The sequence below is a fragment of the Zhongshania aliphaticivorans genome (genome assembly GCF_902705875.1).
Lineage (GTDB): Bacteria > Pseudomonadota > Gammaproteobacteria > Pseudomonadales > Spongiibacteraceae > Spongiibacter > Spongiibacter aliphaticivorans_A.
Genome location: NZ_CACSIK010000001.1, coordinates 1,296,366 through 1,314,592, shown reverse-complemented (window position 1 = coordinate 1,314,592; position 18,227 = coordinate 1,296,366). Strand labels below are relative to the sequence as shown.

Annotated in this window: 18 protein-coding genes; 11 read left to right on the top strand and 7 right to left on the bottom strand. The window is 45.6% G+C overall.

Features of this window, described 5'->3' with window-relative positions; all coding sequences use genetic code 11:
* The first annotated feature begins 3 nt into the window (after positions 1–3).
* Complete coding sequence (locus AELLOGFF_RS05955; RefSeq protein ID WP_159269296.1) at positions 4–291, top strand: NAD(P) transhydrogenase subunit alpha; 288 nt, start codon at positions 4–6, stop codon at positions 289–291.
* Positions 291–1,658: an NAD(P)(+) transhydrogenase (Re/Si-specific) subunit beta gene (locus AELLOGFF_RS05950; protein ID WP_159267811.1), complete on the top strand. Its 1,368-nt coding sequence runs from the start codon at positions 291–293 to the stop codon at positions 1,656–1,658. Before AELLOGFF_RS05955 ends, AELLOGFF_RS05950 begins: the two co-directional genes overlap by 1 nt.
* Positions 1,659–1,739: 81 nt before the next feature.
* On the opposite strand, the gene AELLOGFF_RS05945 is transcribed toward AELLOGFF_RS05950, so the two are convergent.
* Positions 1,740–2,207, bottom strand: a complete 468-nt coding sequence (locus AELLOGFF_RS05945) for a MarR family winged helix-turn-helix transcriptional regulator (RefSeq protein ID WP_159267810.1) — start codon at positions 2,205–2,207, stop codon at positions 1,740–1,742.
* Entirely contained in the window at positions 2,204–2,686 is a 483-nt protein-coding gene (locus tag AELLOGFF_RS05940) for a glutathione peroxidase (protein WP_159267809.1), read from the bottom strand. Before AELLOGFF_RS05940 ends, AELLOGFF_RS05945 begins: the two co-directional genes overlap by 4 nt.
* 191 nt (positions 2,687–2,877) lie before the next feature.
* Between AELLOGFF_RS05940 and AELLOGFF_RS05935 the strand changes: the two genes are divergently transcribed.
* Together AELLOGFF_RS05935 and AELLOGFF_RS05930 are read left to right on the top strand one after the other, a co-directional pair.
* Positions 2,878–4,164 (top strand): flagellar hook-length control protein FliK, encoded by a 1,287-nt coding sequence (locus tag AELLOGFF_RS05935; protein WP_159267808.1) that lies wholly within the window; start codon positions 2,878–2,880, stop codon positions 4,162–4,164.
* Positions 4,161–4,433 (top strand): EscU/YscU/HrcU family type III secretion system export apparatus switch protein, encoded by a 273-nt coding sequence (locus tag AELLOGFF_RS05930; protein WP_159267807.1) that lies wholly within the window; start codon positions 4,161–4,163, stop codon positions 4,431–4,433. The genes AELLOGFF_RS05935 and AELLOGFF_RS05930 overlap by 4 nt, the downstream gene beginning before the upstream one ends.
* A 21-nt stretch (positions 4,434–4,454) precedes the next feature.
* Here AELLOGFF_RS05930 and AELLOGFF_RS05925 read toward each other — a convergent pair whose 3' ends face one another.
* The 3 genes from AELLOGFF_RS05925 to AELLOGFF_RS05915 are packed head-to-tail and all read right to left on the bottom strand — an operon-like array spanning position 4,455 to position 7,992.
* On the bottom strand, positions 4,455–5,246 hold the full coding sequence (locus AELLOGFF_RS05925) for an energy transducer TonB (protein WP_159267806.1): 792 nt from the start codon (positions 5,244–5,246) through the stop codon (positions 4,455–4,457).
* 19 nt (positions 5,247–5,265) lie between these two features.
* Positions 5,266–6,225, bottom strand: a complete 960-nt coding sequence (locus AELLOGFF_RS05920) for a response regulator (RefSeq protein WP_159267805.1) — start codon at positions 6,223–6,225, stop codon at positions 5,266–5,268.
* A gap of 3 nt (positions 6,226–6,228) precedes the next feature.
* Entirely contained in the window at positions 6,229–7,992 is a 1,764-nt protein-coding gene (locus AELLOGFF_RS05915) for an ATP-binding protein (protein ID WP_159267804.1), read from the bottom strand.
* A 469-nt stretch (positions 7,993–8,461) separates the two neighbouring features.
* Here AELLOGFF_RS05915 and AELLOGFF_RS05910 point away from each other — a divergent pair, with 469 nt between their 5' ends.
* From AELLOGFF_RS05910 to AELLOGFF_RS05880, 7 genes are all read left to right on the top strand, one after another.
* Positions 8,462–9,700 carry an oligosaccharide flippase family protein gene (locus AELLOGFF_RS05910; protein WP_159267803.1) on the top strand — a complete coding sequence of 413 codons (1,239 nt, stop codon included), beginning with the start codon at positions 8,462–8,464 and terminating at the stop codon, positions 9,698–9,700.
* Positions 9,701–10,020: 320 nt separating this feature from the next.
* Positions 10,021–10,707 carry a sugar transferase gene (locus AELLOGFF_RS05905; protein WP_159267802.1) on the top strand — a complete coding sequence of 229 codons (687 nt, stop codon included), beginning with the start codon at positions 10,021–10,023 and terminating at the stop codon, positions 10,705–10,707.
* 30 nt (positions 10,708–10,737) lie between these two features.
* Positions 10,738–11,784, top strand: a complete 1,047-nt coding sequence (locus AELLOGFF_RS05900) for a glycosyltransferase family 2 protein (protein ID WP_159267801.1) — start codon at positions 10,738–10,740, stop codon at positions 11,782–11,784.
* A gap of 45 nt (positions 11,785–11,829) precedes the next feature.
* On the top strand, positions 11,830–12,510 hold the full coding sequence (locus tag AELLOGFF_RS05895; protein ID WP_159267800.1) for a hypothetical protein: 681 nt from the start codon (positions 11,830–11,832) through the stop codon (positions 12,508–12,510).
* A gap of 12 nt (positions 12,511–12,522) precedes the next feature.
* Positions 12,523–13,245: a hypothetical protein gene (locus AELLOGFF_RS05890; RefSeq protein WP_159267799.1), complete on the top strand. Its 723-nt coding sequence runs from the start codon at positions 12,523–12,525 to the stop codon at positions 13,243–13,245.
* Between the two features lie 225 nt (positions 13,246–13,470).
* Entirely contained in the window at positions 13,471–15,582 is a 2,112-nt protein-coding gene (locus tag AELLOGFF_RS05885; RefSeq protein WP_159267798.1) for an LruC domain-containing protein, read from the top strand.
* A gap of 18 nt (positions 15,583–15,600) precedes the next feature.
* The gene (locus tag AELLOGFF_RS05880; protein WP_159267797.1) at positions 15,601–16,107 is read left to right on the top strand and encodes a hypothetical protein; all 507 of its coding nucleotides are present in this window, start codon (positions 15,601–15,603) and stop codon (positions 16,105–16,107) included.
* Positions 16,108–16,209: 102 nt separating this feature from the next.
* Here the strand turns inward: AELLOGFF_RS05880 and AELLOGFF_RS05875 are convergent, their stop codons facing one another.
* Both AELLOGFF_RS05875 and AELLOGFF_RS05870 read right to left on the bottom strand, forming a co-directional pair.
* Complete coding sequence (locus AELLOGFF_RS05875; protein ID WP_159267796.1) at positions 16,210–17,124, bottom strand: glycosyltransferase family 2 protein; 915 nt, start codon at positions 17,122–17,124, stop codon at positions 16,210–16,212.
* Positions 17,121–18,218, bottom strand: a complete 1,098-nt coding sequence (locus AELLOGFF_RS05870; RefSeq protein ID WP_159267795.1) for a polysaccharide pyruvyl transferase family protein — start codon at positions 18,216–18,218, stop codon at positions 17,121–17,123. Before AELLOGFF_RS05870 ends, AELLOGFF_RS05875 begins: the two co-directional genes overlap by 4 nt.
* Positions 18,219–18,227: the final 9 nt, after the last annotated feature.

Below are 18,227 nucleotides of genomic sequence, written 5' to 3'. Positions count from 1 at the left end.
ATGATGGAAATAGTCTTTCTGGCTTTCATCTTAATGCTGTCTATATTTTTAGGCTTTGAGCTGATTAACAAAGTCCCCGCTACGCTACACACGCCATTGATGTCCGGTTCTAACGCGATCTCGGGTATTACCTTGGTTGGCGCACTCACTTCGGCCGGCGCAGAACACACTGTTCTAGCCACAATTCTTGGCACCGCAGCCGTTGCCATGGCAACCATCAACGTGATTGGTGGCTATATGGTTACTGACCGTATGCTAGCCATGTTCAAGAAAAAAGGAGGCTCTAAGTAATGGGCATCGAATTACTGGTTAATCTGTCTTATGTGGCAGCGGCCGTCCTATTTATTTTTGGTCTTAAAATGCTGGGCTCACCAGCCACTGCCCGCAAAGGCAACTTGGTCTCTGCGCTGGGTATGTTTATTGCGGTCGTTATTACCCTACTTGACCAAAGTATTATTGATTACAAATGGATCATTGCCGGTATTATCGTCGGCGGTCTAATTGGTGCCACCATTGCACGCCGAGTTGAAATGACTGGCATGCCTGAAATGGTTGCTCTATTCAACGGCTTTGGTGGCGTAGCTAGCTTATTAGTAGGCTGGGCAGCGCTTTATGGCTTTGAAGCTAACACCTTTGAAATGATCACCATCATCCTGTCAATTCTCATCGGTGGTGTGACGTTCTCGGGCAGTATGGTTGCTTGGGGCAAGCTCAGCGAGCGCATCTCTGGTAAACCCATGGTCTTTGGTGGCCAGCGCGTGTTTAACATTTTACTGATCGCCGCCATTATTGCAGCGTCAGTTATGTTCACCGTTTACCCAGAAGCCCATATCTACCTGTACGTGGTAATTGGCTTGGCACTGCTGCTTGGCATCATGCTGGTCATCCCCATCGGCGGCGCAGATATGCCTGTTGTTATCTCCTTGTTAAACAGCTATTCAGGCCTAGCAGCTTGCGCAGCGGGTTTGGCAATCAACAACATTATATTGATCGTAGCCGGTGCACTGGTTGGCGCCAGCGGTATTATCCTTACTCAAATCATGTGTAAGGCAATGAACCGCTCACTCAGCAATGTATTGTTCAGCGGCTTCAGCGCAGTTGCAACGGGCGGCACTGCTGCCAAGATCGAAGGCGAAGCCAAACCTATGACGGCGGAAGATGCCTACTACGTTCTGGAAGCGGCAGCGAGTGTTGTTATTGTTCCTGGATACGGTATGGCTGTGGCGCAAGCACAGCACGTTGTCAAAGAGCTCCAAGAGCTACTTGAAAAGAATGGCGCAGAAGTCGTTTACGCTATTCACCCCGTTGCTGGTCGTATGCCTGGTCACATGAACGTATTGCTTGCAGAAGCTGACGTGTCTTATGACCTGCTACTAGAAATGGATGCAGTCAACCCGCGCATGGAAACCTTCGACGTGGCGATTGTTATCGGCGCCAACGACGTCGTTAACCCTGCTGCACGTGAAATGGAAGGTAGCCCAATTTACGGCATGCCGGTCATCAACGTCGATATGGCCCGTAATGTGTTTGTTATGAAGCGCTCTATGGCTTCAGGGTTTGCCGGCATCGACAACCCACTGTTCTTTAAAGAGAACACGCGGATGTTATTTGGTGACGCAAAAGAAATGCTGGGCAACATCATTAAAGCATTCAGCTAACACCTTATTGCAACATCAAGATAAAAAAAACGGGCTCTTATGGGCCCGTTTTTTTATGAGGAACAAAATCAAAGTTCGACGTCATTTCAGCTCTGCGGCCCGACTTAAGGCGGGTAACAAACGGCTCATAATTTCTTTAAGCTGGATTAATTCATCAGTCTCTACATCTAACTTACTCAACAAAGCCTCAGGAACACATTCGCAGTCACGCTGTAATTTTTTTCCCTTATCGGTTAAATGCAGCATAACCACGCGCTCATCATCAACTGAGCGCTGGCGAATGACAAACCCCAAGGACTCCAATCGTTTTAACAAGGGCGTTAACGTATTGGTATTCAATAAGGCCCGCTCACTCACCACTTTAATGGCGCACGGTGCCCTCTCCCATAAAATCATCATGACAATATATTGGGGGTAGGTTAAATCTAATGCTGCTAACTTTTCTTGATACAAGCGCGTAATCAGTCTCGATGCGGCGTACAAGGGAAAACATAACTGATTATCGAGCTCAAGCTGAGGCGGCAATTCACTTAGACCTTCAACACTCATACAGCCAGTGCCGCCTCAATATCTGCAACGAGGCTTTCCGGCTTTGCTGTGGGCGCAAAACGCTTTACAGCGACACCGTCTTTACCAATCAAAAATTTTGTGAAATTCCACTTAACAGCATTACTTAAGGTGCCAGGTGCCGCTTTTTTCAAATACGCAAATAAAGGGTGAGCATTCTTTCCATTTACATCAATTTTTTCTGTAATAGGAAAACTCACTCCATAATTCATTAAGCAGCTCCCCTCAATTGTTTTTGCGTCGCCCGGCTCCTGATTTGCAAACTGATTACAAGGCGCACCCAAGATCACCAAGCCCTTATCTTGATACTGATCGTAGAGGGCTTGCAAGCCCTCATACTGCGGCGTCAGACCACATTTACTCGCGGTGTTAACAACCAGTACAACTTTTCCTTTATAGGCTGATAAATCCAAGGGTTTGCCTTGAAGGTTAGAAATCTCAAAATCATACAAGTTAGTCATAATAAATCCTCTGGGTATTTTGATGTCATCAAATATATTTGCTCACTAAACATCATTAAAACAAAAATTTATGTCGTGTGCAAATATATCGTGCACGATATATAATTGAAAAGTTCTCAAGTGACGCGATTATTTACCGATAGAATGTAAGACTATATCCACCCAAAAAATCTGCAGAAGCATTGTTAAGTATGGTTATTATCAATCCAAGCTTTGCCACCCAACCTGCTGCCGTCAATCGGCCAGCGGGGCCCGCACCCGTATTGGCTATAGGCCGTGTACTCGCAGCAGTCGTTGCTGGCCAGCGCGCCGACCACCTCTACGAACTTGCCTCAGGTAACTTAAGGATGATGGCTGAAAGCCAAACTGCCCTGCGTCACGGAGAAAAACTCTTACTTCAAGTAACGGGTAAGGACCATAAACACCGACCTCAACTCCAAATACTTTCTCCTAGCAGCAAGCCAATTAACGACCAGCTGCGCGCCGCACTGCCCCAACAACAGAGTGTTGGCCAGCTTTTAGCCAACCTCAACAAATTGGCTAAGATGCCCCAACAATCAAATATCACAGAACTTGCTAGGGACTTTATCAGCGCTATAGCTGGAAAATCCCAAACCTCTGACCCCGCTGGCTTACGCCAGGCAATATTACAAAGTGGCCTTTTCCTGGAGAGTCAAATAGCCAAGGGAGAAATCCCCCCAAAGGATCTTAAGCGCGCACTGCTCAAATTAAGCCAGGATATCAGTCATCGCTTAAATGACTTAAACCAAGCGAGCATCAAAACAGGGAAAGAAACGCCCTTGCCTCGTGAATATTCACCTTTATCCCGCAGCAACCTTGCCAACACCCCAAGTATCACCAGTAATCTTGGTGCTGCGGCCTATCCCCAAACAACGACCAAGCCCAGCAGCACGTCTCTACCAGGCGAGCTGATTCCACAAAGCCGCCAAGCAGCAACACTAACCCCATCAGATACTGAGCTTGAGGTACTACAACAGCTATTGCGCGATGTACGTGGCAGCATTGCCCGCCAAGAATCGCACCAATTACTCCACTTACAACAAAGTGACAAATCACAAAGTCAGTATATGGTTGAAATACCGGTGCGCGATAATGATGATATTGATGTTTGGCAACTACACCTACAGAAATTCAATCGTGAGGACGCCAATGAACAGTCCCCACAAACTTCCCCCACAGCCGATAGCCAACAACATAAATGGACAATCACACTCAGCTTTGATCTTCCCGGCTTAGGTCCAATTCGTGCAAAAGTTAGTCAAAACCCTGATATCAACATTCAGTTTAGTGCTGAGAAAAAGGCAACATCGTCCCTAATAGAATCTCAATGTCATCAATTAATACAAAGCCTTAGTGATCAGGGCATCACTACCGAAAATATCCAATGCCGCAGTGAAAACATCACGGTAAATACCTCAGAGATATATGCCCATTCATTATTGGATACCCAAGCATGAATAAGTCGCCAGGAGAAATTGCCGTATCACTGCATTATGACGGGCACAAGGCCCCCGTGGTGAGCGCTAAAGGGGAAGGAGAAACCGCCAGACAAATCTTGGAGATAGGCACAGAATATGACATCCCCATTTACCAGAATAGTGAATTACTACAGTTACTTACACGGGTAGAACTCGACAACGAAATACCAAGAGAGCTTTACATCGCTGTCGCCGAAATTATTGCCTTTGCGTATCGCTTAAAAAACCAAACGCCCGAGAACTGGTAGTGAAGCACCACCCTCTTTTACTTAACGGGTAAGCTTCCATGTAAATCGCACTTGCGCCAATGAGCTAATCGCATTGCCATTCACTCTTTCTGGTTCAAATTTACACCGTGACAAAGCTGATAACGCGCGATAATCAAGGCGGCGCGTACCACTTGTTTCCACGATCTTGCCCTCGCTAGGCTGACCATTAGCATCAACCGTAAACGCCATTGTCACCGTGCCTTGCTGACCAAATCGAACCGACTCCTCTGGGTATTCAGGTCGTGCGCAACTATTCCAATCAATACTTGCCGGCACCCTATCTTCGACGGCCAGATCAGCAGCTCCGGACTTAGTCTTAGAATCCACCGCTGAAGTATTTGCAGCCAAAGCCTTCTCTTCAATCTTTGCCAGTGCTAATTGTCGCTGTTGTTCTGCGTTCCGTGCCCGAGCTTCAGCCACCTCTGCCGCCCTAGCGGCGGCCTCTGCTGACGCTTGCGCCATAGCAAGCGCTTCTGATTGCTGTTGCATCGTCACTAATTGGGCTTGTTGCCGCATATTTTGCTCACGCTGGCTAAATTCACCATCTAACCGTGCCTGCCACTCAGCTAACACCGCCTGCTCTTCTGTAAGTATCTGCTCCTCAGCCTGAACTGCCGTCACCTTTGCCAACTCACCTTGCTCAGATAGGGTTATTGTTGCCTCCTTCCCCGACAACAACCACGCCGCTATACCTGCCGCAGCACATACACATAACAAGGCAATGGCTATCACGGATTCAGCAGACTGCCCTAAACCCTGCTTTTGATCTGGCGTACTCATAGTATTGCTCATGCCGTGATCCCTTGATTACTCATGCCGTCAATCCAAACAAACGACCAATTCGTTGAAACACGCCACGACGATCTGACTCCGGAGGCGGTGGCGGCGTGGCCTCTGCGGCAATGCGTAAAGTTTGTGCTGGGTGTTTTTGCAAAATTTCAAATCGACGCATTGCTAAATTCACACTGCCACGCAATAAACCTTCACTAATGGGCTTACTCAAAAAACGATAGATTTGTCCTCTATTAATAAGATCAATGCCCTGCTCGGCATCTGACTGCGATGTTAAAACTATTGCGACTAAACTAGGGTAATGCTGCCGAAGTGCAGTCAGTAATTCAGTCACTGGCTCCCCGCCAACGCTAACCTCGGTGACAATAACACCCATTTTATGCCGCTCAAGCAGGTTGAGGGCCTCATCTAAGTTTGAGGCACAATAAACTGACCGCTCACGCCCTAAAACTCGCTGTAAGGTGCTTCTTGTTGCTTCGTCATCGTCCAATATCAAGGTGCCAACATCATCAACACCGGGAATATGAACGCGCTCAGTTAAATCCTCTTCGGGTGCCTCCGGCGCTTTAACATAATCAACAGTAGAAGCCTTTACTGCCGCTGCAATGGTTGAGCGCAAGTCAACATTGGACCAAGGTTTGTTAATAAACCTGAATATTTCACCCTCATTTATCGCTGCCAAAATAGCACTCAGGTCTGAATATCCAGTTAGCAAAACTCGGATAGCACGAGGGCGAAGATCTTTAGCTTTTCGAAGCACCTCAACACCGGTCATTTCCGGCATTCGCTGATCACTCACCACAACGTCGACATCGCCTTCACGCAAAATTTCAAGTGCCGCCTCGCCTGAAGCTGCAGTGACTACATCGTAATCACGCCGAAAGAGCGCCTTTAAGGCAATGAGAATTCGAGGTTCGTCATCAACAAACAAAATGCGAGCACGTTGCGGCTCTGCCCCAGTCTCTAAGCTTGTATTCATACTTTACGCATCTCCAAGTACAACTACATCTGGTGTCGATTGCCGGTCTGCATTGCTGCTATTACCGCCAACTGGTAAACGAATAATAAATTCTGTTCCTTTGCCTATCTCAGACTCTACCCGTATTGATCCACCGTGATCTTCAATGATTCGAAATACAATCGACAAACCTAGCCCCGTCCCTTTGCCGATCGGCTTAGTGGTGAAAAATGGCTCAAAAATATGAGCTTGGGTTTCTTCATCCATGCCGCTGCCGGTATCACTAATCGCCACTTCGACCTCGTCATCGATTAAACTTGTACGGATAACAATCTGCCCTTCACCGTCCATAGCCTGCGCGGCATTGGTAATAAGATTGAGAAATACCTGATTTAATTGCGATGGCGCACAGCTGATCTGCGGCAATTCGGCGAATGCTCGAGTTACCTTTACTCGGTCTTTAAGCTCGCTGTTACAAATTTTAAGTGCGGTATCAACACCCTCATTTAAATCAAAAAGCTGTGATTGTGATCGATCTACGCGACTAAAATCTTTCAGACTCATCACTAACTCGGCAATCTGCTTTAAACCAAACTCAGTATCGGCGAGCAACATATCGAACTCAGCGATACTCTCGGCGTCAAGCTCCTCGTCTGTAGCCTGCAAAGATTCTCGTACAATCTCTACATTGCTAGACGCGTAACCTAGAGGCGTATTAATTTCGTGCGCAACACCGGCGACCATTTGCCCCAATGAGGCCATTTTTTCTGACTGAATAAGCTGACCTTGCTGCATTTTCAGATCATCTAAAGCCTTACTAAGGGCCTGCGTACGCTTATCAACAATTTTCTCTAAATTGACATTCGCATCCTGTAACTCACTATTAAGCCGATCCAAGGCAGAGAAACTTGATCGTAAACGGACGGCAATCACACCAAAGGCCAGTAATAGCGCCACTGCATAAACCGCGAGTGTTTGCCGGTAACTTTTAGCCGTGGCTTGCAGATTATTGAAATGTTTCTCATACCCAGCCCGCAGATTATAGAGGGCCGTGCCAGTGGCAATCGTGTCAAACTGAACGGTTAGCGCTTGTAATTGGTCTGCTGTACTGCGCAATTCATCTACGGTGGAGAGTAAATGTCGCAGTGCGCCGCGCTCACTATCGCTATCCAGCTGATCTTCCGCAGCACGAATATTCCTTGCCAAGTCATCTAAGGTGTAGGCGTTGCTAGGCGTAGATTGAATTGCGTAAGCCGTAGCTTCCCGTAATAACGCCATCAAGTTCTCGCGTAAACTTTCTGAACGATTAACCGCGGGCACATTAAGCATTGAGATACCGGCTACACGCATTATTGAAAAATGCTGTGCCAAGCGCGCTAGTTTTGCCGAATATTCATTTAATTGGCTTAACTTGTCAGCGGCGGTTTTATCATACTGCGTTAAGTCACTATCAATCTGTAGAGACAAGCCCTGCAAACTTGCTTGACCACGGCTTATAGCTTCTTTGGCTGCAGAAAAGCGATCTCTTGCTAGCTCAATCCGTTGCAGGCCAGAGTCCAGCGACAATCGTCCACGAGCAATTTGTTGATTGAGCTCAGCATCCGCATTTTCAGCCGCGTCTAATTGCTCCAAACGTATAATATGCAAACCCGTTTCAAGCGGGTTACCTAGGGTTTTCCATAATAAAAAGGCAATTACCGTAAGCGCTAACACTACGGCCAAAAGCGCAAGCAAACGTTGCACAGCAAAACCTTGTGAATTGCGCCTAGACACACTCAATCGAAGCATAGAATTCTTCTTATTATTTTTGCATTACCAATGCCGCCCAGCTTGCCACGTAAAACGTGCAATCAATCAAAGGCAACGATGAAACACAGTTCTTTGTAAATGAAGCACCCGTCGTATTGTTATAATTTTAAGCAAGGCGAAGAATAAAAGCTGTTAGCGCAAATGTCTAGTATCTCAGGCCATATCTAACGAGTAATATTAGTGATTTTACAAGTACTTACCGCTAACATTTAAACCCAAACGCATCATTAACGTCGCTTTCGGCGATTTTTAAGCGTTGTAAAACGGCATTCAGAAGCAATTTGAATTGCAAAATGCAAAACCTCTTCCTATTTTGCCAAAATGGAAATTTATAAATTTAATTAAACCTTATAAAACAATAACTTAAAAACACAAAACACTGGCTCAATGATTGCTTTATAGTGTCCATCAAGCCGTAACAACGGTTAGCCATTATTGGAATCACACCATGAGTGAACACCTAGGATTCATAAAAAACCTGAGCTGGATTGCCGCCGGCGAAATGATGGTTCGCGTCTCTCGACTAGTGACGACACTCATACTGGCACGTTACTTGAGCCTCAATGACTATGGGGTGGCAGCACTTGCGGTGGCTAGCGCAGAGATTATACGAATTCTTGCCAGCAACGGTATTGGCAATCTCATTGTGAAAGCTGAAGATTCTAAACTAGCAACTATTAGCACTACCGTGTTTTGGTTAAATCTAAGCTTAGGGCTAGTCATGTTTGGCCTTCAATATTCGCTGTCCCCACATATAGCGACACTTTACGATGCGCCAGTACTTACCGATCTCCTACGCACCCTCGCCTTTACTCATCTCATTTACCCCTTTGCCATGGTGCAGTTCAATTTACTGCAACGCAGCAATCGCATGAAAGAGGCTGGGCTTATTATGGGGCTAACGGTAACGGCAGATAATATTATTGCCGCTGGGCTGGCAATATCAGGATTCGGCGTTTGGTCCGTAATTTGGCCAAAGATAGGGGCAGCATTAATCTGGGTAATCATTATTAATCGCCGTGTGAACTGGCAGCCTACATGGCAATTTGCCGTGGCAGAGCTGAAAGCAATGCGTCGCTATTCCGGCGGCGTACTCTTAGCCGAGTGCTTAAAAAATGGACGCAACCAAATCGATCTATTTATTCTTGGCCGCGTACTCACCCCGGATCTATTTGGTCTATATGCGTTTGCACGAAACGCAGGCCTTGGGATAAGCCTATCATTAACGCAAGGGTTTAATACCGCACTCCTACCTAAGTTATGCGATATTCAGCGTGCAGGTGGTAATCTTGTCGAAGGCTATATTGGCGCTTTAAAAACCGGCATGGCTTTTATCGCCCCTATCATTCTCCTTCAAGCCGCTCTTGCTCCCATTTACGTGCCAATTCTATTTGGTCAACAATGGGCCGATGCGAGTATTCTTATAAGCTGTCTATGCGTTTCTGCACTACCTCGCATGATATTCGAATCTGGCAGTATGTTCTTTAGGGCCAGCGATGACTTACGGAAAGAAAATATGCTCGCCACGGTCTTTACAGGCTTATTCTGCCTAGCCGTTGCCTGTGCAGCTCCTTGGGGGGCACTCACCGTATCCATGACCATGATCGTTCTCTACGCCCTAGCAGCAGTAGCATTGATCACCGTTATTATTTCATATCACCAAAAATTAGCGCGTGTAATTACCTAGCAACTACTTTAAGCATTCTACAGTTTTACAAATCACCCCTTCTTGAACACTTCCCTGGCGGGTGCCCCAGCACTCCGCCTTATCTAGCCTTTTTTGAGCCTCTATGGTGTTAATTTGCAGTTTAAAAACAAAATTTGTTTTATGCGTTGCAATTTGCAAATCAAAGTACTTATGAACATCAAAAGAAAACCTCAAAAATAAAAACAAATACTTCAATATCAACAACTTATAAAATAAAAACGCGCTGGCACAGCGGTTGCTCTATTAACAACAAAGGCAAGTTAACGGACTTGCCAACACATTGTTTATGGAGCTCAACCATGTTGCTAATTAAAAAACACTTTTCAATATTTCCACAAAACACGGTGAAACTCCTGATCGCTTTGGCGTCACTCCCTACTTGGGTTTTCCGTACTGGATACAAAAGAATTTACGACATTGCCGGTAGCTTCCTGCTCATCATCGCACTGTCTCCATTACTTCTAATAACCGCCATTGCCATCAGTTGGGAAAGCCGTGGCGGCGTATTTTTCCGGCAGCAACGTGTAGGCAAAAATGGCCAACTATTTGGCATGATCAAATTTCGCTCAATGAGTACTGATCAGGCTCTACACGAAAAAGTTGCCGCCATGGAAAGTGACCGTGATGGCGTCTGCAAAAAGTTCGTCAATGACCCACGAGTTACCAAAGTTGGCAATTTGATTCGCAAACTATCTATTGATGAGCTTCCACAGTTAATTAACGTTCTGCGCGGTGAGATGTCATTAATCGGACCGCGTCCAGCGCTCACCACAGAGGTTGAGCAATACACTGATTACGACCGTCGCCGCCTACAGGCTCTTCCTGGCATATCAGGCCTTTGGCAAGTTTCAGGACGCGCAGACCTAAGCTTTGCTGAGCAAATTGATCTCGACCTTCGTTATATCCGCGAACGCAATCTACTTACCGACATCACCATCACATTAAAAACCATTCCCGCGGTGCTATTAGGTGCTGGTGCATATTAATCGCTAACGAATAACAAAGAGGACAGGAACATGGATTTTATCAACAACGATTTCGCCAATAAACTTCAAACCGAGCTAGATAAGCTTACTAACTTGCCACTTGTTAGTGTTGTCATCCCTATGTACAACGCGGCAAAGTACCTCCCAGCATGCTTGGAATCGGTACTAACGCAAACGTATAAAAATTTGGAAATCATTTGTGTTGACGATGGTTCACCAGACAACTGCGCAGACATTGTTTCGTCATACAACGATGAGCGCATTAAGCTAGTTAAGCAAGCTAATAGAGGACTAGCCGGTGCTCGAAATACAGGTATTCGCCATGCAAACGGTGAATTTGTTGCCCTATTAGATGCCGATGACATTTGGTTTCCAGAAAAAATTGACGCCCATATCTCACACTTAATCGCTAATCCAAGTATTGGTGTTAGTTATAGTGGTTCACAATTTATCAACGAAGAAGGCGTCGATATGGGTATTGGCCAATACCCTAAAAACGACAACATCGAAGCTGATGAGATTTTTTGTCGCAACCCTGTTGGCAATGGCTCTGCACCAGTACTTCGTTGGGAAGTATTAAAGGCCATCAAATTTTTCCGCCCCGAACAAGGCCATACCGATGCCATGTATTTTGACGAGAGCTTCCGCCAATCGGAAGACGTGGAATGCTGGCTGAGAATCACATTATCAACTGAGTGGAAATTTGAAGGTGTTAATAAAGTCCTCACCTACTACCGTGTAAATGGCGGCGGACTCTCTGCAAACTGGCCTAAGCAACTCGCGGCATGGGAGCGTTCAGTAGAAAATAACAGAGGTATTAATCCCGAGTTTATCGCCAAATGGGAAGCACTGGCTCGCGCATATCAATATCGCTATTTAGCGCGCAGAGCAATCCAGTCTCGAGATGCTCGCAGTGCAAAAATGTTGAGTGCTTTGGCACTGAAAGCCGACAGTGGCATTTTACTGCGCGACTTTTCTCGCACTGCCGTAACCTTAGCTTGCACATTACTACTGTCCATTTTGCCCAAGCCACAATACGAAGCGCTAGAACGTCGAGCCATGGCAATAGCGGCCTAAAATCACCAATAAGGGCACCATATTATGATAATCATGGACAAGCCAATGGCACATGAAAAATTAATTATTCGTCGGCGTTCTGATATGACTAGCTACAATACCAAGCGACTACAACGACCATTAATTATCTGCGTCCTGGTTATTCTAGTGGCGGTTATCATTAGTCAAGCCACTGGGCTGAGTTTTGAAACCTTGAGCGAAGATGCCAGCATGTCAAGTTCGAGAACATGGTTAACAGGCGCGCTTTCCACTTTAGGTATTATTTTGTTTGCAATGGCAGCAGGCATTCTATTTTTTGCCGTTAGCATTCGTAAACGCATGGGTATATCCAAACGTAATAACCCCGCATTTTGGCTTGCGGTGTGCTCATTCCTACTTCTCTTAGATGACGCCTTTCAAATACACGAAACCCTATCCTCACATGTTTTTAATATACCCGACTGGGTCATCCAGATTGCTATCGGGCAAATAATCATTTTGACCTTAATAATTTTCCGCAGTGCAATACAAAGTTCTTTCGTCTTCGCTTTACCTGCAATATTTTGCTGGGCTGCCTCTGTACTGATCGATTTACTTTCTGATCAATTTGCATTGTCACTCATACTGCTAGAAGACAGTTTGAAATTACTTGGCATTTTCTTTTGGTTACAACTGGCAATTGATATTGGTCGGCGTAGCCTAGAAAACGCGATTAACAGTAATGCAAAACTGCTTGAGCCATCGTAAGGGGCAAGTAATATGTCGAAAAGCATGATATTTAGTTTAGCGCTAAACGGTTATCACTGGCGTTATCGCCAATGCCTTAAATCACAGCAACAATATGCCGCTCGCTTGGGCATTGAATATGAGGCCGTTCATCGCCCGAGTCTAAGCCGCCTTGGCGGCGAAGTAGCTTGGCTAAAACTATATCTCATTCGCGCGGCGCTACTTGCTGGCTACCAACACGTTCTGTTTATCGATGCCGACGCTGAAGTCAGTCAGTTTGCTCCGGATTTTCGTCAATTATTAAAAAATGATAAATCCATTTACGCTGCAAATGGATATTCCGGCCGAATAAACTCTGGCGTGCTTTTATTCAAAAACAGCCCAGCAGCCCTAGAGTGGTTAAATACAATTATTGCTGAAAAGAACCGCCCCATTCCCGACGACGACAATGTTGGTTGGGGTGAGAACGGTCACGTTATTCATTTTTTACGCAGTTTTGATGAGTTCGAATTACTTGATTCACGCTGGAACAATAATCACGATATCACTCTGCGTGATTTCATTCGTCATTATAGTGCAGGTCCTATACGCCATTACTTCAAGCCTAGCTTGCTCGAGCAAATGATGTTTAAAGCGATTCAATACGCTGTTAATAGCTATAAAAAGATCACCCTCCAACGGCATTCCGATAACGTCATGTTTAACCGTATTCTTGACGCCACATTAAACCACTACCCACAATTTACGCACTCATAGATAAGCCCCCGCTAGGCCTGACACCGTCCTTAACATTACGCCGTCAATTACCCCCGCCAATTCCTTGCTGCAAATGTCTTTGCAATTTGCAAATCGATATAAAAACCGGTCAACCTTAAATAATATAAGCTTTTGAATTTATTGACATTTCCTGTTGGCATCAGTTTTGCCACTCCATGCTTATTATTAGCACAAAACGGCACCGAGCCTACCGAGGAGCACCTAATGCCTACAAGGAATTTTACCAGCAACACACTACGACGCAGCCTGCTTGGCTGCGTAATTGGCAGTGCATCTATAGTCAGTTATGCATCACCATTTACCCAATGTCCCAGTGAAGCCTTCTTGGTGCAAGACCGCACAGCTCAACTCTATAGCGTCCAACTAGCTACCGGTTATAGTAGCAAAATTAACCCAAGCCCTTGGACCTCAGCCAAGTACAACGCCCTAGCCTTTAGTACGCACGACAGCTACCTCTACGCTTTTAATTACGAAACGGGCAGCTTGGTGAAAATTTCGTCAGATATGCAGCTGGAACAAATAAACGTAGATATGCAGGGTAAATCCTTTTATGTAGGTGACATCGCTCTTGATGACAACGCTTATTATCTTTATAAGTCTAATACCACCGGAGGGCTTTACCGAATTAGCTTAGACCCCACTGCAGACGACTTTCTCAAATTTGAAAAAGTGGTTAGTGGTAATAAGCTAGGCATAAGTATATTTGATATGGCATTTCACCCATATAACGGCTTACTTTATGCCGTCGATAAAAACGGTGTTTTGTGGCAAATAGACAAGTTAAGCGGTGAAAAAGTTAATTTAGGCTCGGTTGGCGAATCCGGCACCTTTGGCGCCGCCTATTTCGATGTGAATGGCTACCTTTATATGTCTCGCAATAATGACGGCAAGGTCTTCCAAATTGATGTGGAAGCATCATCACCGCAAGCTGTCTTTTATGCTGCTGGCCCAGCCTCATCTAATAATGATGGAGCACGCTGCGCCCTAGCACCCATTGTCTCTGAAGAATTACCCACCATTGATTTTGGTAATGCACCCGACAGCTATGCAAGTTTGCTTGAAAATAACGGGGCGCGTCATGACATGGGAGATGGCGAACTGTTTCTTGGCAGCAGCGTTAACTATGAACCCAATGCCGAAATTAACACCAGCCAAGCTGCGGATAACGATGGCGTAATATTTATCAACACGCCCATGGCGGGCAGCGCGGGGTTGCTAGAGTTAAGCACATCCAAAAACGGTGGCTATGCGAATATATGGGCAGACTGGAATCAAAATGGCGAATTCGAGGATGACGAGCAGATCGTCATAGGCCTTTCTGTTTCATCTGGTAGCAACTTACTTAATTACACCGTACCCAGCGATGCTCAAAGCGGTCAAACCTGGGTTCGAGTGCGCTTAAGTAGTATTCCAACCCTCACGTCGGATGGTGGAGCGCCAGACGGTGAAGTAGAAGATTACCAAATAGATGTAACAGCAACAGAAGCCAGCTACCGTTACTATCCATCAGAGTTTAGTTCTGCCACCTTGGTCTTTGAGGATAACTGGCCACTCATGGGCGATTACGATATGAATGATGTCGTTATTCAATACCGCTTATCGGTACAAGAGCTGTCAGGAAATATCCAAGAAATTACCATAGAAGGCGAAGTCGTCGCCCACGGTGCGAGTTATCACAACGGCTTTGCATTTAGATTGCCTGGACTACTTGCCAATGACATTGACGGCGAAAATATTGATTATCAAATTAATGATGTCGCACAAGTGTCTCCCCTTGAACAGGGTAGAAATGAAGCCATTGTTATCATTGCCAATGATATGCACGACTACACAACACCGGGCGAAGATTGTAAATACTATCGCACTGAGAAAGGCTGTGGATCGCAAATTCAAATGCGGTTTTCTATGACCATCCCTGTTTCCGGACGAGTGTCTGTAGATCAACTGGGCGACTTCCCCTTTGATCCCTTTATATTTGCCAGCCCCGGATATACTCGTAACTACTTATTCGGTGAAGCACCTGGACGTCGCTTTGAGATACATCTTAAAAACCAGGCTCCAACCGAAGCATTTCAAGATAACTTTTTCGGACGTGGTGACGATGCCAGCGAAATCGGAAATGGCGAGTACTTTGTCAACCAAAATGGCATGCCTTGGGCTCTCAATATCCCTACAGAATGGAACTACCCACTAGAGTACATGGATATTAAGTTTGCCTATCCTAATTTCCACAGCCACGTGCAATCCGGCGGTGAAGATCATCAAGACTGGCATATACGCAGCAACGCAATTATTAAAAACCTTTTTGTTAATTAAGTTTTGAGGATCAAGACAATGAAGATCAACACATTATATTTATCCACGCTGTTTTGCCTGAGCCTCTTAACTGCCTGTGGTGGAGGCGGCGGTAGCGGTGACAAAGACAGTGCAGATACATTGACTGACAACAGCAATGTCGTCGAACAAACAGAGCCAGAAACAACGGTTAATGATAACGAGATAACCACAGAGGCTGAGCGCACTGCGGAATTGCGTGTTCCCAGTGAGTTTGACCTTCAGCAGGACTACGAGTTAATTGTTGACACCATTGCAAGCAGTACAAACAAGGGAAAATACTTAACACTGTGTAGCGAATTTTCTAAAACGGAGACTGGCTACGAGATTAATCATCGTAGCTGTATACTCAAAACATACTTGACCGAAACTGCAAGTTACACCTTAAGAATTGCCAATACGACAACGCAATTACTTGCCACGGTCTGGGATTTATCTGCACAGGATGTTCCACAGTACAGTCTCTGGGAACGCAGCAATAATGATGCTTACCTAAGTATTCAATAAGAGATGACGCTGCCTGCCTTAAGGTAGGCAGCAATTTAATCTAAGCAGCAGTATCAGGGATAAAATAAAAAGTTACTATTTTTATAAAAATAATGAAACGATCTATTTGAGCAGCCGCTTTATTTCCCATTTAAGTCGTTTTAAAGGAAGAAGCCGCGTTCTTGAATCACGGAGTAAAACCAAGGCTGCCTCGTCATTACCCGCCAGAATATTTAATTGTGCAATATGCAATATATGATTCGCAGTTAGACGCAACATATCTCGCTTGCGTGGATCATTACTGTTATTCGCGGCCACTAATAAACGTTGACTAAACGGGCACTCTTCATTGGGTGGATTAGTAATACAGGCACGATTCTCTGCATCTTGTAAATAAAACGCGCTAACACGGCGCGAAAAGGCCATTGAGTAGCGATAAGCTATTCGCACCCACAAATCTTGGTCTTCCCCCATTGGCTCCCCTTCTGGAAAACCACCAACCTCTTCTAAGACCTTAGCTGGCACACAGGCACAGGAAGGCATTATAGGTAATTCACCACGGCTGGCCACGCCAAAGAAATCATATTCAAAATGCACTTTGCGTCGCTGAGAAAAACTAAATTTAGGCTCAATAACCTGATCATCACCGTGTAAATAACGATGAGCATAGGCCGTTGAATATGCCCCGCAGTGCGGGAAAGCGCTTAGCAATGCATCAAACTCGGACAATAAATGTGGCGCCCAGAGATCATCCCCATCTAAAAAGGCAATATATTCACCGTTGGCTTCCGCGATTCCTGTATTACGCGCTTTAGACACCCCGCCATTGGCTTGAGAAATAAGCCTTACTCTTTTTTCACGAAGAGCATAGTCACGCACAATGGCTGGACCATTATCAGAGGAGCCATCATCGACAACAATGATTTCAAAATCTGAGACCGTTTGTAAAAGGATCGAATCAATGGTGTCACTGATGTGAGCGGCCTTATTGTAGAGCGGCACAACAACACTATAACGTGGGCTAATTAGGGCTGTCATGACAAGGGGCTCCAATTACTCATTGCCTTTTCAGCAGCAGCACTTACAGGTAAATCAGGGTGGCTATAGTTGCCCGCTAATATTTTAGCAAGGCCCTGTCGTAATTTTTCAGCATCTAAATTAGCTGTCTCCACACTAAACTCCTCTCCCTGCCCGATGTCTCGACACCAGTTATTACACTTAGGGTGGTAATTTAAAGCAATCACGGGGGTATCGCTTAAATAACCAAAAACTGCGGCATGCAGACGCATTGCCAATATGCCACGTAAACGGCTTATCTGGTTTACGGCGTAAAACGGATCCGCAACATACTGGAGAATTTCGCAGGGTATACCGTCTAGTTTCTGTAGAAGATCATGGTGAACAATATGGTCTCCCAAAGCAGAGTGGCCGTTAAAATCTATTAGTCTGACCTCAAAGGCTTCCTGCTGGTACAAATTACGCAGCGTATCGGCAATTACTGTATTGCGATCCAGCTCTGCTTTTTCATTTCCCTTAAAGCGCTCTACTGGACACAATGCTACGCCTATCGCATTGTCGCGCTGCAATGCTAGGGAAGATTTAAACGCTGGTTCTAGGCTCATTCCTGGCGCCAAATCGAAGGTCAGCGCCACATTAGCATTAGGGGCAATACTACGCGCAATATTAAAACTATCCTGATCCCGCACACCGGTAAACGTGCACCGATTTAAAAACGTTGCGCAGGCACGTTCGGCAGCCGTATTAATAAATGGCCCTAAACCAACCCCCACAGCACAATGTGTTTGGCTTGCGGCAAGCTTTAAGTATTGCGTTTTTTGCTTTATATCTTTTTCGGTATGAAAAACTGAGCCACCACCAATGACAATATGTTGACTACGCTTTGCCGCAAGATACTTCAACAAGCGATCTTGCCCCTTAAACTTTTGCACCGAACTTTGAATTGCAGTCAAATTCAATGAGGTACATATCTCACTTCCCCGCGCTGCGGTAGCGGCAATTTTTTCTGCACCAAAACTACGTTTGGCTCCGGCCGCAGCCGCTGCCATTAACATATCATCTCCGGTATTGTGCATACCGTAATAGCCAACCAAGAGAGCATCATATCGTGTCATACTTTTGAT